The sequence below is a fragment of the Enterococcus sp. AZ163 genome, assembly GCF_050498925.1.
In the GTDB taxonomy this organism is placed as follows: Bacteria; Bacillota; Bacilli; order Lactobacillales; family Enterococcaceae; genus Enterococcus_A; species Enterococcus_A ferrettii.
This window is the reverse complement of sequence record NZ_JBIPAO010000002.1, coordinates 113,346-128,846: the sequence shown is the minus strand read 5'-3', so window position 1 is coordinate 128,846 and position 15,501 is coordinate 113,346. Positions and strand designations below refer to the sequence as shown.

Annotated in this window: 15 protein-coding genes and 1 other annotated feature; of the genes, 2 read left to right on the top strand and 13 right to left on the bottom strand. The window is 40.9% G+C overall.

Translation table 11 applies throughout. From position 1 onward, the window contains the following. Positions 1-103: 103 nt before the first annotated feature. From trpA to IGI46_RS19005, 11 genes are all read right to left on the bottom strand, one after another. On the bottom strand, positions 104-889 hold the full coding sequence (gene trpA, locus IGI46_RS19055) for a tryptophan synthase subunit alpha (RefSeq protein WP_429965160.1): 786 nt from the start codon (positions 887-889) through the stop codon (positions 104-106). Next, a complete protein-coding gene (gene trpB / locus IGI46_RS19050) occupies positions 886-2,079 on the bottom strand; it encodes a tryptophan synthase subunit beta (RefSeq protein WP_429965161.1) in 1,194 nt (397 codons plus the stop codon). The genes trpA and trpB overlap by 4 nt, the downstream gene beginning before the upstream one ends. Next, the gene (locus IGI46_RS19045; RefSeq protein ID WP_429965162.1) at positions 2,057-2,674 is read right to left on the bottom strand and encodes a phosphoribosylanthranilate isomerase; all 618 of its coding nucleotides are present in this window, start codon (positions 2,672-2,674) and stop codon (positions 2,057-2,059) included. Before IGI46_RS19045 ends, trpB begins: the two co-directional genes overlap by 23 nt. After that, positions 2,671-3,429 carry an indole-3-glycerol phosphate synthase TrpC gene (gene trpC, locus IGI46_RS19040; protein WP_429965163.1) on the bottom strand — a complete coding sequence of 253 codons (759 nt, stop codon included), beginning with the start codon at positions 3,427-3,429 and terminating at the stop codon, positions 2,671-2,673. Before trpC ends, IGI46_RS19045 begins: the two co-directional genes overlap by 4 nt. Next, on the bottom strand, positions 3,429-4,442 hold the full coding sequence (trpD, locus tag IGI46_RS19035; RefSeq protein ID WP_429965164.1) for an anthranilate phosphoribosyltransferase: 1,014 nt from the start codon (positions 4,440-4,442) through the stop codon (positions 3,429-3,431). Before trpD ends, trpC begins: the two co-directional genes overlap by 1 nt. Further along, positions 4,426-5,004: an anthranilate synthase component II gene (locus IGI46_RS19030; protein WP_429965165.1), complete on the bottom strand. Its 579-nt coding sequence runs from the start codon at positions 5,002-5,004 to the stop codon at positions 4,426-4,428. Before IGI46_RS19030 ends, trpD begins: the two co-directional genes overlap by 17 nt. Further along, positions 5,001-6,362, bottom strand: a complete 1,362-nt coding sequence (gene trpE, locus IGI46_RS19025) for an anthranilate synthase component I (RefSeq protein WP_429965166.1) — start codon at positions 6,360-6,362, stop codon at positions 5,001-5,003. Before trpE ends, IGI46_RS19030 begins: the two co-directional genes overlap by 4 nt. A 322-nt stretch (positions 6,363-6,684) precedes the next feature. Beyond that, positions 6,685-6,910 (bottom strand) — a binding site (T-box leader). Positions 6,911-6,978: 68 nt separating this feature from the next. After that, positions 6,979-8,082, bottom strand: coding sequence for an NADH-dependent flavin oxidoreductase (locus tag IGI46_RS19020; RefSeq protein WP_429965167.1), 1,104 nt, complete (start codon positions 8,080-8,082; stop codon positions 6,979-6,981). Positions 8,083-8,191: 109 nt separating this feature from the next. Next, the gene (locus IGI46_RS19015; RefSeq protein ID WP_207704502.1) at positions 8,192-8,530 is read right to left on the bottom strand and encodes an iron-sulfur cluster biosynthesis family protein; all 339 of its coding nucleotides are present in this window, start codon (positions 8,528-8,530) and stop codon (positions 8,192-8,194) included. A 69-nt stretch (positions 8,531-8,599) separates the two neighbouring features. Beyond that, positions 8,600-9,412, bottom strand: coding sequence for a sugar-phosphatase (yidA, locus tag IGI46_RS19010; RefSeq protein ID WP_429965168.1), 813 nt, complete (start codon positions 9,410-9,412; stop codon positions 8,600-8,602). 160 nt (positions 9,413-9,572) lie between these two features. Beyond that, on the bottom strand, positions 9,573-10,445 hold the full coding sequence (locus tag IGI46_RS19005) for a formate/nitrite transporter family protein (protein WP_429965169.1): 873 nt from the start codon (positions 10,443-10,445) through the stop codon (positions 9,573-9,575). A gap of 160 nt (positions 10,446-10,605) precedes the next feature. On the opposite strand from IGI46_RS19005, the gene IGI46_RS19000 reads away from it, so the two are divergent. Both IGI46_RS19000 and IGI46_RS18995 read left to right on the top strand, forming a co-directional pair. Next, positions 10,606-11,052 (top strand): OsmC family protein, encoded by a 447-nt coding sequence (locus IGI46_RS19000; protein ID WP_429965170.1) that lies wholly within the window; start codon positions 10,606-10,608, stop codon positions 11,050-11,052. 45 nt (positions 11,053-11,097) lie between these two features. After that, positions 11,098-11,301, top strand: coding sequence for a hypothetical protein (locus tag IGI46_RS18995; RefSeq protein WP_429965171.1), 204 nt, complete (start codon positions 11,098-11,100; stop codon positions 11,299-11,301). A gap of 35 nt (positions 11,302-11,336) precedes the next feature. Here IGI46_RS18995 and IGI46_RS18990 read toward each other — a convergent pair whose 3' ends face one another. Next, positions 11,337-12,476, bottom strand: a complete 1,140-nt coding sequence (locus tag IGI46_RS18990; RefSeq protein ID WP_429965172.1) for an NADH-dependent flavin oxidoreductase — start codon at positions 12,474-12,476, stop codon at positions 11,337-11,339. Positions 12,477-12,836: 360 nt separating this feature from the next. Further along, complete coding sequence (locus tag IGI46_RS18985) at positions 12,837-14,780, bottom strand: glucosaminidase domain-containing protein (RefSeq protein ID WP_429965173.1); 1,944 nt, start codon at positions 14,778-14,780, stop codon at positions 12,837-12,839. Between the last annotated feature and the right edge of the window lie 721 nt (positions 14,781-15,501).

Below are 15,501 nucleotides of genomic sequence, written 5' to 3'. Positions count from 1 at the left end.
GATACATTTTTAAGATTTTTGCTTTCCAATAAAAAACGATGCTCAGAAGCTAGATCGTTGATCTAACCTTTGGGCATCGGTACGAATATCCTAAGTTTTTTCTCTAGATGGCACTAGCCTGCTTTAAGGGTTTGGTTAAAGAATTGACTAATTTTCCTGTTTCTTTTACTCCTTTATCCTGCAAAGTTTGGACAATCTTTGAGCCTACAACTACACCATCGCAGCAATCGTTGAAACGCTCAACATGTGTCCGTTTCGAAACACCAAAGCCTGCTAAAACAGGAATTTTACTTTCCTTAGTAATTAATGCCAGATGCTCATCCAGATTTTCACGATAATTCTTACCTGTTCCGGTTGTTCCGTTAATCGTTACCGCATAGACAAATCCTTCCGCTTCAGCTAACAGCGTCCGAATACGTTCCAGCGGACTAGTCAATGAAATTAGCGGAAGTAAAGCCAAATCTGCTTCATCAAAGGTGGGCAAAACTAAATCGCGGTGCTCATAAGGTAAATCGGGAATAATAAATCCTTTTACATCGGTATTGGCTAAATCCTCTGCCAGATTTTTTAATCCATAATGGAAAAAGGAATTGCTGTAGCCCATAAAAATCAGAGGGACTGGCGAATCAAATTGCTGAAGCAGCTGAATAATCTTTTTCAAAGTAACTTTCCTAGCCAAAGCCCGCAGACCTGCTTCTTGAATGATCGGGCCATCTGCTACTGGATCAGAAAAAGGAACGCCAATTTCGATGGCAGTAGCACCATTTTTAGCTAACATATTAATTTCATCCGGCAAGGCATCTAATCCCTGTGCTCCCGCCATAATGTAAGGAACAAATAATTTTTGCTTTTCCGCTTTTTTACTTAAATAGGTGGTCAAGGTTTTCATTTTTCTGCCTCCATTCGATCCTTAATTTGTTGAACATCTTTGTCGCCCCGACCGGATAGGCACAGAACAATAATTTGATCTTTTTCCATTTGCGGTGCTAGTTTCATCACATGAGCAATCGCATGAGAACTTTCTAGAGCGGGAATAATACCTTCCACTTGAGACAGCAGATGAAAAGCTTCCACAGCTTCTTCGTCATCAATAGTGACATATTCCGCTCTCTCAATACTGGACAGGTAAGAATGCTCAGGCCCAACACCAGGATAATCCAAACCAGCTGAGATGGAATAGGCTTCAATAACTTGCCCATCATCATCCTGCAGCAAATGCATCCGTGCTCCGTGCAATACACCAATATCTCCCTGGGTAATCGGTGCGGCATGTTCATCCGTGTGGACACCTTTTCCAGCCGCTTCTACCCCAATCAATCGAACAGTTTCGTCTTCAACAAAAGGATAGAACAATCCCATTGCATTACTACCGCCACCAACGCAAGCCAGTGCTACATCCGGCAGTCTTTCTTCTGCAATTAAAATTTGACGGCGTGCTTCTTGACCGATCACACTTTGATAATCCCGTACAATTTCTGGAAAAGGGTGCGGGCCTAAAACTGATCCCATAACATAATGGGTATCTTCTACATTTGCTACCCAATATCTCAGTGCTTCATTTACAGCATCTTTCAACGTCTTACTACCTGAAGTAACACTTTCAACAGTAGCTCCTAACAACTCCATACGAAAAACATTTAATTCCTGACGCTTCACATCAATCTCGCCCATAAAAATGGTGCATTCCATACCGAACAAAGCAGCGGCAGTCGCTGTGGCAACCCCATGTTGTCCAGCTCCCGTTTCAGCTACAATTTTATTTTTGCCCATCCGTTTGGCTAATAATACTTGACCGATGGCATTATTAATTTTGTGAGCACCCGTATGGTTTAAATCTTCACGTTTGAGATAAATCTTGGCACCGCCTAATTGCTCGGTCAAGCGTTCTGCAAAATACAAAGGATTTTCTCTTCCCACATACTGCGTTAAATAATACGCCAATTCCTTTTGAAACTCGGGATCGGTTTTGGAGCTTTCATAGGTTTCAGTTAATTCTTGGACGGCATACATTAAGGTTTCTGGAACGAATTGTCCACCAAATTCACCGTAAAATCCTTTATTCGTTGGTTGCTGATACATCGGTTTCCTCCTTCACTGCTTGGCAAAAGGCAGTTATCTTCTTATGATCTTTTTCTCCATCCGTTTCGACTCCACTGGAAACATCTACTACCAATGGCTGAAAATAGTGTATAGCGGCTGCGACATTTTCTGGGGTTAAGCCTCCGGCAATGAACAGTCTTTCTTGTTGCAGCTCGGCTGGATTGACTGCTTGCCAATCAAAGACTTCCCCATTTCCCCCCATGTATTTTGTCGGAGGTGCATCTAATAATAAGTAGTCTTCACTTCCTGATTCAAACAATGGGTACGATTTGCGGATGCTGACTGCCCGAATGATTGGAACACTCAGCACTTCTGATAGTTGCTCACCATGAATTTGTACCAGATCTAAGCCTGCTGCTTGAATAGTTGCCTCCACCTCTGTTTGACTAGGAGAAACGAACACTCCTACCTTTTTAATGTTCGTCGGCAGATCTAAGGTAATTTCTTTAACTTGCGCTGGTGTTACTTGCCTTGGGCTTTTGGCAAAGACGAAGCCTAAATAATCGGCACCGCTGTTGACTGCAGTTTCTACCGCTTTTCGTGTTGATAACCCGCAAATTTTTATTTGGGTCATGTCCGCTTCACTCGCAATTCCTTGATTTTTTCTGAAATATTATCTGAGCGCATTAAGGTCTCACCTACTAAAACAGCTTGGTAATCTTTTGCAATCCGTTGGACATCTTCGCCGTTTTTAAAGCCTGATTCACTAATGTACACTCGGTCGTTAGACGGCTGAGCCAATGCTTCACTTGTAGCAATCGTTACTTCAAAGGTAGTTAAATCCCGATTATTCACACCAATGATTTTAGCGCCGATACGATGGGCCACCTCCAATTCCTGTTGGTTATGGGTCTCCACCAGCACCTCTAATCCGATCGTTTTTGCTGCCTGGAAAAGCTCAGCCAATCGTTTTTCTGTCAAAGCAGCGACAATCAATAAAACAATACTTGCGCCAGCATTTTTTGCTCGAACCAATTGTCGTTCGTCAATAATGAAATCCTTGCATAAAATTGGCAGCTCAACGACCTGTGCCACCGCTTCTAAATCATCGATTGTTCCTTTGAAAAATACTTCATCAGTCAACACCGAAATGGCACTAACACCACCAGTTTCGTAAGCCCTCGCTTGAGCCAAAATATCTACATCTGTTCGTATATCTCCTTTAGAAGGAGAAGCTCGTTTGATTTCTCCGATTAAATGAACCGTTGCCGGTGCGTCCTTAACAGTTTGGTAAAATGACGGGCGTTTAGTCTCTATTTGTACTTCTGACTCTGGCAATTGAGCGACCTCTTCAGCTTTTTTTGCTAAAATCGTTGCTAAGAAATCCATTAAGCCACCGCCTTCTGTTCTTGTGCTAATTTTTGTAAACAATCCATGGCAGCACCAGAAGATAAAGAATGCTTTGCTTCAACTATCCCAGCTTCCAGCGTTGTTACCTTGCCGCTGGCCAAAAAGCCTAAACCAGCATTTAGTAAAATTGTGTCGTAATAAACCGAAGCTTCATTACGTAAGACCGATAATAAAATGTCCCGATTTTGTTGCGCTTCACCACCAACGATTGCTTCTATTGGTGCCTGCTTAAAACCATACTCTTCTGGTGTAAACGAGAAGCTAGAGACTTTTCCCTCCTGATAAATCGCACAGTTAGTTGTTCCGGCTAGATTTGCTTCATCCATCCCATGAGCGCCATGAACGACAATCGCTTTCTTCCGCCCCATTTTTCCTAATGTTTCCGCCGTTTCCACCAATGAATCCCCAGCAAAAGTACCCATCAATTGATTATCTAAATGGTATGGATTAATAATTGGTCCAATTAAATTGAAAATGGTTGGTGTAGCTAAGTCCCGCCGGATACCCATTACATATTTCATTGCTGGATGCATAGCTGGAGAGAACAAGAAGGCGATACCTACTTCTCGTAATAAATAATCGATTTTTTCTGGCGAAACCGTTAAATTGATGCCTAAAGTCTCTAACACATCTGCACTGCCTGAACGACTGGAAATACTGCGATTGCCATGTTTAGCCATGGGAATACCCCCACCGGCCAAAACAAAAGCTGCGGTTGTACTGATATTGAAACTATTGCAGTGGTCTCCTCCTGTACCGCAGTTGTCCATGACACCCTTAGGCGGAGTTAACATTTTTTCAGCCTCGCCTTGCATGATGGTAGCTAAACCTGTCAATTCCTCAGAGGTGACTCCTTTTAGCTTCAAGGCAACCAATAACGCACTGATTTGAATATCACTTAATTGTCCTTCAAAAATATTAGTAGAAATAATAATCATTTCGTCCGTTGTTAAATGTTGCCCTTGATAAACTTTTTCAAATAGTGTTTGCATGTCTTTCTCCTACTTCCTTTACAAATTGATCAATCAGCTGTTGACCTTTCTCAGTACCGATCGATTCCGGATGAAATTGCAGCCCGTAAACGGGATATTTTTTATGCTGTAGTGCCATGATGCAATCGTCACATTCCGCAACGATTTCTAGTGCATCTGGAAATTTTTCTTTGGCAACCATTAATGAATGGTACCGCATCACTTCCAGCGGTGTTTGAATTTCTCTAAAGCAGCCTTTTGATTTAAAGAAAATGGTTGAGCGTTTGCCATGCATAATCTGCGGAGCTGCCACTACCTTCCCACCGAAGACTTCGCCAATTGCCTGATGCCCTAAACAAATGCCTAGAATCGGTTTGTCCCGATAAAATCGGCGAATCACTTCTTCCATCAACCCTGCTTCCTCGGGCCTGCCTGGACCTGGTGAAAGTACAATACCGTCAGCTTCTTCAGCCAGCTCGAATAGATCAGGTGCATCATTTCTAGCAACAACCAATTCATCATGGTTAAATTGATGAACCAGGTTATAGGTGAACGAATCATAATTGTCGATTAATAAAATCATTTTCCTACCTCCAATAAGGCTTTGGCTTTTTGCAACGTCTCCAGGTATTCACTGGTAGGATCGGAATCATAGACAACGCCACCACCAGCTTGTACATGAGCTTTTTTATCTTTGACAACCATCGTACGAATCGCGATGGCAAAATCGGCTTGATTATCGCAGGATAGGTAACCCACCGCTCCTGCGTAGATAGAGCGTTTAACTGGCTCCCACTCGTAGATCCGAGTCATCGCTCGAATCTTCGGCGCACCGCTAACTGTTCCAGCTGGCAAAGTAGACTTCAACGCATCCATCGTTGTTTTATCCGGTCTTAATTTTCCTTCGACTAGGGATACAATATGCATGACAAAGCGATAGCGCTCGATCGTCATAAACAATGGAACATGAACACTCCCAATTTCGGCTATCTTACCGATATCATTACGTCCTAGATCAATCAGCATCTGATGTTCAGCAATCTCTTTTTCATCATTAATTAATTCTTCCGCTAAATGATCGTCTTCCGTTTCATTTAATCCCCGTCGCCGCGTTCCAGCAATTGGATTGGTGGTGACGATATCCCCCTTTACTCTTACCAAACTTTCCGGCGAACTTCCTATTACTGTCACATCTGGAAATGGCAAGTAGTAAAGATAAGCTGAAGGATTTGTTACCCGCAACTGACGATAATAATGAAAAGGATCTACTGGAAAATCAGCTGATAAACGTTGCGACGGAACAACTTGAAATAAGTCACCTTCACGAATATGCTGCTTAGCTTTTTCCACCACGGCTTCGTACTCTGATTGAGTAAAGTTACTGGTAAAGCTTAACTGAATAGGCTCTAAGGGATCATTCTCCGTTCTCTGGAGCGTAAAAATCTCTTTCTCAATTTCAGTAATTCGCTGCTGCAAGGCTGCTTCACCACATTTGCTGTACAAATCACTGGCTACGATATTCAGCGTCTGCTTTTGGTGATCATAAATCACGAACGTTTCAAACAAGTAAAATTGCATATCCGGCAGCTCCAAAACGTCTTCGGGAACCTCGCCTAAATCCTCATAGAGAGCAGCGATGTCATACCCAACATAGCCAATCGCTCCGCCTTCAAAAGGCAGCCCTTCAATTGTTTCTTCCTTCAAAACATATTTTTCCAGTTCTTTTAGAGGATCGCTGCAGGCATAATGTTTTTTATCAATTTGAAACTCCCCAGATTGAAACTGGATATGATGTACCGGATTGAAAGCTAAGAGCGAATAACGGTTACTTTCTGAATCCCTAGGAATACTTTCTAACAAACACTTAGACTCCCCACCTAAACGGAAATATAAGGAAACGGGGGTTAAACAATCAGCACTCAATTTTTTTACAATCTTCATTTTTTCATCCCTTTCAAAGAAAAAAGCCCTCAAGCTAGACACAATGGTCTAGCTTGAGGGCGCATTTTGCACGGTACCACCTCAACATATGCTTAAAAAAGCATGTCTCTCTCGATTGTCTAACAACAATCTTTCTCTATAACGGGAGTTCCCGTCATCCCCTACTCCGTGTTCAAGGATGCTCCAACAAGTCCATTCATTTGGTGAAAAGTGCTTCATTCTCATCACTGGAAGCTTTCTGTACCTTCTCGTTTTCCAAACTACTTCTCTTGTTTCTGATTTTTATTAATAAAAAAAGCCCTCAAATCGGACAACTATCCAATTTGAGGGCGGTTAATCCACGGTGCCACCTCAATATATGCTTAAAAAGCATCTCTGTCAGCTGTCTAACAACAGCCTTTCTCTGTAACGGGAGTTCCCGGAGATTCCTACTTACTTCAAAATCTCGGTTCAAAAGTCCATTCGCATCATTTTCCTTACTGATTCACAGCACCATCAGCTCTCTGAAAAGAGAAAATCATGTTACTACTCTTTTGTTTAACCTGTATTTTTTTAAAATAATACGCCTATTTATTAAAAGAGTCAACACTTTTTATGAAAAAATGTTTAGATCTTTTTAATAGAGACGCTCTGGCATCATCTGCTCTAAAAATGCCCAGACACCATTACTAATCCGCAGCTCCTCACAATCAAAGTGGGAAAGCTCGTGACGAATCAATTTTTCCTGACCATTCACTACTTTAGGCAGCCAATTTGGATCCATCAACAATGCTTTTCCTATAGCTACTCCGTCCGCCATAGACAAAATTTCTTCTGCATCCTGACCAGTACGAACATCCCCGACCCCAATAAGTGGTACACGACCTGCGATCTTATCCTTAATATATGCCATCATTGATTTTTCCTGATAGTCTTGACTGGCTGAAACTTTATCTGCTTGATTTAAAGAAACATGTAAATAATCCAATGACAGGTCTGCTAAATGATCAACTAAATACAACGTATCCTCAAATCGAATTCCTGGTGTTTCATATTCTTCTGGTGAAAAACGATATCCGACAATAAAGTTATCGGCACCCGACTCATCTACTGCTGTAGTTACAGCTTTTACTAGTTCCTCAATGAAATGATACCGCTTGTCCAAGCTCCCACCCCATTCATCTTCTCGTCGATTCGAATGAGGAGAAAAGAACTGTTGAATTAAATAGGTATTTGCCCCGTGCAATTCCACTCCATCAAAGCCAGCTGAAATCGCCCGTTTAGCGGCTGCTGTAAAATTGTTAATTAAAGCTGCAACCTCTTCGCTTTCCATCTCACGCGGAGTTTCAGCCGCTGGTCGCTCTGCTGCTACCGCACTAGCAGAAACTGGCTGAACCCCCCGTAAAATCTGACTGCTGGTCATACGGCCACCATGAAAGATTTGCAGAATCGCCTTGGTGCCATTGCGTTTGATACCCGCTGCCAGATTAGATAACCCGGGAATAAATTTATCGTCGTAAACACCCAGCTCACCTTCCCAGCCTTTGCCGTCCTCCTGTACATTGGCTGCCCCGGTAATGACTGCGCCAATTTCACCAGCACGCATACTATAATAATCAACCTCGTCTTGTGTCACTACGCCGTCGAAAAAACTCATTTTGGTGGTCATTGGAGCCATCAGAACTCGATTCTTCAAGGTTAAGCCCCGGTTGAAAGTTAGTGGTTCAGTTAATTTAGCCATTTAATCCACTCCTTTTTCTTTTAAGCATAGCACAGCTAGGCAGAAGTTGGCTAAAGCTTTGCATAAAAAAAGCAATCCCATGATACATTCACAGGATTGCTTCTACGATCTATTTCTTCAATAAAATATTGGAATCTAAGGTGCCACTCTCATTCTTCAAAGAGAAGGTGCTCAAGCGATCATTGTAATCAATCACCACTTCATTGCCTAAGAAAACTTTTTCTTCGTCAGAGATATACACTTTAAAGCGGTCATTTTCTAATACTTCTTGAAACTGCTCGGTTGGTCCTTCTGTTGGAATGATTTGAAATTTATCGCCCACAGCACAAGACCCGCCCACGGTTGAAAATTGGTTAGAACCGTCGTTCAAGGCTAAAATAAAGCCTTCATTTGAACCAAGTTTGTCAGTTAGTGCTTCTACTGCTTGTTTGCGAATGTCTAACTTCATAACTATCTCCTCCTTCTCTTTGAATTATAACGCGGAGGAAAAGGAGACGAAACAAATCTGCTCACCGTTCTATTGTAGGACCCAGCGTTCCAAAGCTTCTTTTACACCATCTTCTTGGTTAGAAGCCACTTCGTATTTAGCAACAGCTTTGACCTCTGGTGTAGCATTTCCCATCGCTACCGATATCCCGGCAAATTTCAACATGGACAAATCATTCTCCGCATCACCAATTGCCATAACCTCTGCTTGCTCAATCCCTAAATGAGCAGCCAATTCCTTAACTGCAGAGCCTTTGCTGGCTTCTTTATTTAAGATTTCCAAATAATAAGGTGAGCTGGTTACTAGGGTGTATTCTTCAAATAACTGCTTAGGAATCTTCTTAATTGCTGCTTCTAAAATCTCAGGTTCATCAATCATCATTAGCTTGACTGGTGATACCTCATCCGCTATTTCTTCAGGTGTCCGATACTTCAATGGCAAATTCACCATATGGGCTTCATTAACAGAGTAACGGCTAATATCGCGATTAGACGTGTAAATCGAATCACGGCTCACTGTATGAATGTGAACACCGATCTTACGTGCCAGCATATCAAAGTACAAGAAATCGTCCCGAGTTAACCCATGCTGTGAGACTACATCCCATGTATTTGTGTTTAAGACTAGACTTCCGTTGTAAGAAATAACGTAATCATCCACCGACAACAAATCCAGATCTGCTAATTGCTCCAAAGCACCTGATAATGGTCGACCCGTACAAATTACAATGTACGCACCTGTCTTTCGTGCTTTTTTTACACTTTCGATTACAGCTGGCGAAAGCTCGCCTCGTTCATTTAATAATGTGCCATCCATATCAATAGCAACTAATTTTACTGCCATAATTTCCTCCTATTATTCCCGCTTAAAATAGAAAATTGCTCCATTTACCAGTTAACCACAATCCCAAAGCAACCGCAAGAATTTATTGCCGCCTGAAAAATATTTACCGTTTGCCACAAATGGAGAATAACACAAGAAAAAAACACTGCCAAAGCAGTGTTTAATCCACATATGAAGTGTCTGTTTTATTTAACCAAGCATAGCCTAATCCCATAACCAATCCGCCGCCGACAAAATTGCCAATCAACGTGAAGAAAAGGTTGTGCAGGACACTTGCTGTCGTCATGCCTTCAATGGTTCCGTGAGAAGCAAAGTAAGCCAATGAGAAAGCAGGGAAATTAGCAATAACGTGCTCATAACCTAAGAAAGCAAAGATAAAGATGATGAAGATAATCGCCATAACTTTACCCGCATCGTCCTTCATACGCATGCTGACTAAAACAGCCGTATTTACTACGATGTTGGCAAACATACCTTCAACCAGAATTTGACCGGTTGGCTTAGCCAATTTACCAGCAATACCAGTAAACATATAATTGCCAGGTTCTAAATGACCAAAAGGTGCAGTTAGGGAAAGCAAATATCCGCAAAGCACACCGCCGATTAAATTGAATAAGATACAAGTGAATAATAATTTCGCTGCAAAACCAAGTTTAATCTTTTTACGATAAACGCCAACCGTCATATAAAGCATATTAGAGGTTCCAAGTTCAGCATTCATGAATAGAATCATTACTAATGACCAACTAAACATAAAAGCGTAACTCATTTTTTCTAAACCAGGTATGGCCTCTTGTGTGCGGATTGCGATATAAAAGGCAATCGCTGTTCCTAATGCTAAAAATAAACAAGCAAACATGGATCGGACAGCATAACGCGCAAAACTGTTATCCAATAATTCCTTTTTCTTTTTAATTGATTTATCTAATTGGCTCATTAATGGGAAGTATTTTACAGTTGCCTGTGATACTTCCGTTGATTTTGATTTTTCCATCGTATCCTCATCTATTTCCATTGTTAAATTTGACTTCATTTGTTTCCTTCCTTCTCCTAAAATAGGACCACAATTGCACCTATCATACATTATTTTCAGCACGTTTTCAACTTCTTTTTCATTAATATTTTGCCATGAGGATCTTTTAACCTGCTAATAAACACGGTATGATAAAGAAAAGAGTTTAGGAGGACATATGATGGCAAAACAAGTATTAAAAGCTGAAGTAGAATCCCTAGGTGGTTTGCAGCTTAAATGCTCTGCAAGAGGTTTTGAATTTCTAATTGATGAACCCGAAAGTGCTGGTGGCTCAAATATTGCGATGAATCCCTTAGAAGCATTACTTTGCTCTCTAGGCGCCTGCAAAATGATGGTCGCTCGTTTTTTCTATCAAGCTCAGGAGATTGAATTGAAATCAATGAAGGTAGAAGTCTTAGGAGAAATCGACTCCGACCGATTAAAAGGAAAACCCGACGTTAAAATTGGTTTCTCAAAAATTATAACCAATTACACCATTGAAGCAGCAAATACGCATGCTGAAATCGAAGCCTTCATCGCCTTTATTGAAAAAACTTGCCCAGTTAAGGATACACTAGTCAATCCACCTGAAATGGAAACGAATCTTTCCTTCCATTCAACCACATGATCACGCAGTCAACAGTCGCTGAAGCCAATCCTAAAGGGGGCCCTGATGTTTAAATCACTTGGAGACAGCATTTTTATCTTTCCATTTATTCTATTAGCAATAGCACCAGTACTTATCCTGATTGGTGCGATCAAATCGTTTAAGGAAAAGCGGATGATTCAACTATTCTTTATTCTACTTTTTTCTATTTTGGAAATAGCTATCCTTTACATGATCCTTTTTATCTTCTTACTTGGTCGAAACAGTTAAAAAAATGCTCTCGTCAGCTTCGAGAGCATTTTTGTTTATGCTTTAAGGTATTCATCTCCAGGAAGTGGCGGCAGGGCACTGCCCTCTTCCAAAAACCAGTCCTTTAATTTTTCAGGAAATTGAAGGCTGTCCACTCGATCAGCTGTTAACCTGGAAAGGATACTATCCGCCTCGCCAGCAGCAATTTTTTCAGCAAATTTGGGCTCCAGCAAAGATTCACGACCTATTGCAGCAATATCTGCGTTTTCTAAGGCCTTCAGCGCGTCATCAGCTGAGAAAATATTTGAAACGATGATAACAGCAGCCCGATCTCCCACAACTTCCTTGGTTAGTTCAGCGAAGGTTTTGTCATTTCCTGAGGGCTTATCATTGTACTTAGTAAAAATAGAAACATGGATATAATCCAGTTTGTGCTCAACAATTTTATCAATCAATTGCAGTGATTCCTCAGCTGTATATCCTATCGTATCTCCATGGATTTCCTCAGGCGAGTAACGATACCCCACAATAAAATCAGGTTTTGCAAATTCGTTTGCCATTCGTTTAACCTCTTTTACAACCGCCAAAGGAAAATTCATCCGGCATTCTAAAGCGCTCCCCCAAAAATCATCTCGTTGGTTAGAATATGCCGAAAAGAACTGCTGCAATAAGTAATGATTCGCTCCATGAATTTCTACACCGTCAAATCCAGCTTCTATTGCTCGCTTGGTTGCTGCGCCAAACGCTGCAATACTATCTTGAATTTCCTCTTCAGTTAACGCCCGTGGAGTATAGGATAAGAATGGAAATTCCACTGCACTTGGTGCAACGACTTCACCAAACTTATCATAGCTCGACTTTGCTTCTCTTCCTCCATGATACAATTGAATGATCGCTTTATTTCCATCCTTCTTCAAAACGGCAGCCAGTTTTTTTAGCCCTGCTATATACGTATCATCTGAAATCGATAATTGCTTATCAAACCCCTTGCCTCGTTCAGAAACGGTCGCTGCACCAGTAATAATTATCCCCGCTACATTTGAACGTTCGCTATAGAAATCCAGATCATTCTCAGAAACAGTACCATCCGGATTTGATCCCTGTGCGACCATCGGCGCCATAGCAATTCGATAATTAATCTTGGCACCATTGGTTAAGGTCAGTGGTTCCAATAATTTTTGATACTTTTCGCTCATCTTCATCCCTCTTTCTAACTACAAAGTAAGTTGATAATCATTTAGGAAATTCATCAGAACTATTTTGATGCTTCCACACCATTAAGTCGAAAGTCTCTAGCCCTGCTCCCGCTCAACTTCACAGAAATGATCCTTTTATTAAACGTCTTAGTGGTAATTCATATACCTAAAGCTGTTACATATTAAAAAAGCAACCGTGTAAAGCGCTTTCTATAATTCTATTATCTTTGTTCCTATAATAAATGTAAATAGTCTTTTCCATAAAATCGCTCATAATCATTTTGCAACTCTTGCTGAATGAGCTGATTTCATGACAAAAAAACACAGCATAACCGTCAAGTCATGCTGTGAATAGTTCTTTTATTGGATTGGCGGCAGTACAGCCACTAAACTTTTACTTAAAGCTACATATAAAGGTGAGGACTGTGAGGTTGTTTGTTCAATTTTTTCTTTTGAACGAACTGTGCTGGCAGCCAATGCAATCAGGCTGTCTCCTCTGAATAAGTTTACGAAGGTTTTAGTCGACATCACTTCAGGTATTTCGTTGGTAAAGCCTAAAGTAGTGACCAGTTTCGTTCGTAATGTATCACTTAGAGTAAATCCTGTCTTCAAATCAGTAAGCTCAGGACGTTGTTTTTCTTTACTCTTCGCATGATCATACTCGGTTAAGTTATAGGCATCGATAATAGCATTCAGCTTTTCAGCATAGCGCTTGTCGGTAGCATAACGACCTTGCAAGTATTCAGTAGCATCTTTATATGTCTTCGTTTCAGATTTCCATACTGGTTTGTAGAAATCCTTGTTGCCAGAAATACCTTCTTTAAGCAGTTCAGCATAATCTTCCAATGACTCTTTGTAAGAAGGGTATTTACGGAATTCAGCAGTGATCTGGAAGCTGCTGCCGATTGCATCCTGCTCTAAAGTGCGGAAAGCCACACTCGTATTTTGATATTTTCCTTTAATACCAAACAAGTTGTAATTTGGTTCTGCTGCTAATGAGCTGTTACCAGAGCCGCTCTCCAAAATTGCTTGAGCTAACATGACAGAAGAATAGATTCCGTTCTTTTGGCCAATTTCACGAGACCACTCACCAATTTTTTCGATAAACTGATCAGTCGTTTGATTCTTATTGAAAACAAATGGTTGATCAGAGCTGTACTGACCAAAGGCATTCGCTAATGAACTGCTTGCTTTTGGTAGTCCAGCAACATTTACGCGCACCGCAAAGGTTGGCATAAACCCACTTAAGCTGCCAATTTTTACGACATCCCCTGGCTGAGGAGCGTGGATATATTGACCATTGCCAATATAAATTGCTACGTGTGTCGTTACACTTGTTGGTGCTCCCCAGAACAATAAATCTCCTGGTTGAGCATCGCTCACTGGTATTTGAGTACCTGAGTACTGCTGGTCACCTGTCCATCCGCCGATGTAGTGACCGGTTGCTGCAGCATAAACTGCATAAGCTAAACCAGAACAGTCAAAAGCGTTCGGACCTTTTGCTCCCCATACATAAGGTTTGCCCAAATGACGATACGCTTCTTGAACGATAGCATTTTGTATATCATTTCCGATTGTTGGTACTGGTTGATCAGAAGGCACTCGAATATCGCTTGCTCCTGCTTCGGGTTGTCTAGCTTCTTCCGCAGGTGCTGGAGCTGGTGTTGCCGTATTGTTGCCGGTATTATTCGCTGGTTTTTCTTCTTTTACTGGTTCGCTTGGCTTTTTGTCATTATTGGTATTTTCAGCTGGTTTTTCTGGTTTTGGCTGTTCTTTAGCTCCAATCACCAGTTGAATCTCAACATCAGATTCAGGCATTACGAAAGAATCAGCTGCATCAGCACTGCTCTTGATAGGAGTGCCAGTCGTCCGATTAATTATTTTTACTTCTTTCAACACTGTTTTATTTGGATCTTTCAATGTCACAGCGTATTGAACAACGCCATCTTTTTGGATGTCCGCAAAATAATCAAACTGAACAACGTTACCAGCACTATCCGTGTAATCGTGCCCTGTCAGAGCATGACCTTCCGCAAACAAGCCAAATGTTTTCACTTCCGGCTCTGGTTCAGGTTCTGGAGTTGGCTCTGGTTCTGGGTCAGGAACCGGCTGAGGTTGAGGCTCAGGCTGTGGTTCTGGAGTTGGCTCTGGTGTAGTAGATTCCACGGTAGACTCCGTAGTCTGTTCGCTAGATTGAACAGTTGAATCTTGTGTTTCCATCGCCATCGCTTGTTGCGTTGAAAGAACAGTTGGGGCAATCAACACCCCCAATGTTAATAAACTGGCTAACTTCTTATATTGCAAGGTTTTGTTCCTCATTTCTAGTTAGAAAATTTTAGAATTCAAACAATTCTAAATGATATTAATATGATAACATGCTTTCGTGTGCTTGTCTAAAAAAATCCTCATTAAATTCACTTCATTTACTATCAATTTCACTATTTTTTATTACTTTATTCCCGGAAATAATTTTTCTGTTTTCACCATTTTATCGGTCTAAAAATAGAACCACTTCTACTTCTTATTACAACGCTGATTTAACTTCTCGATACAAATAGAATAATCAAATCCCTTGACCTGTTCATCTATATAAAACCACAAAATCACCACTAAAAGAAAGAAAAAGGCTCCGTTACATTCTATTTTTTTCTGATTTTATGAAGAGTCCTCATTACGAATTAGCTGAACAAAAAATTGAATGAGCAAAACGAACAAAAATACGTTCGTTAGATCTTTCATTTTACGCACCTTATTTTTAATCGACAAACTGCAGAACCCTACTAAATTCTTGCTTAGTATAATACGGAATTGAGAGGACAACCTGCTGGATCAATCACTTCCCTCTCCCCTTATTTTTTTACAAATGTTGTTTTTCATCAGCAACTGGATATTCAGTTGCTTCATTATAACTAGAAGCTAAAGTTCTTTTCAGGTAATGATGCATTGAGTCCTCGTCTAATTTTGATAAAAAAATTGACCAGTACTCTACTGATCAACTCTTTTACTATTACTATAGATTTTTTTA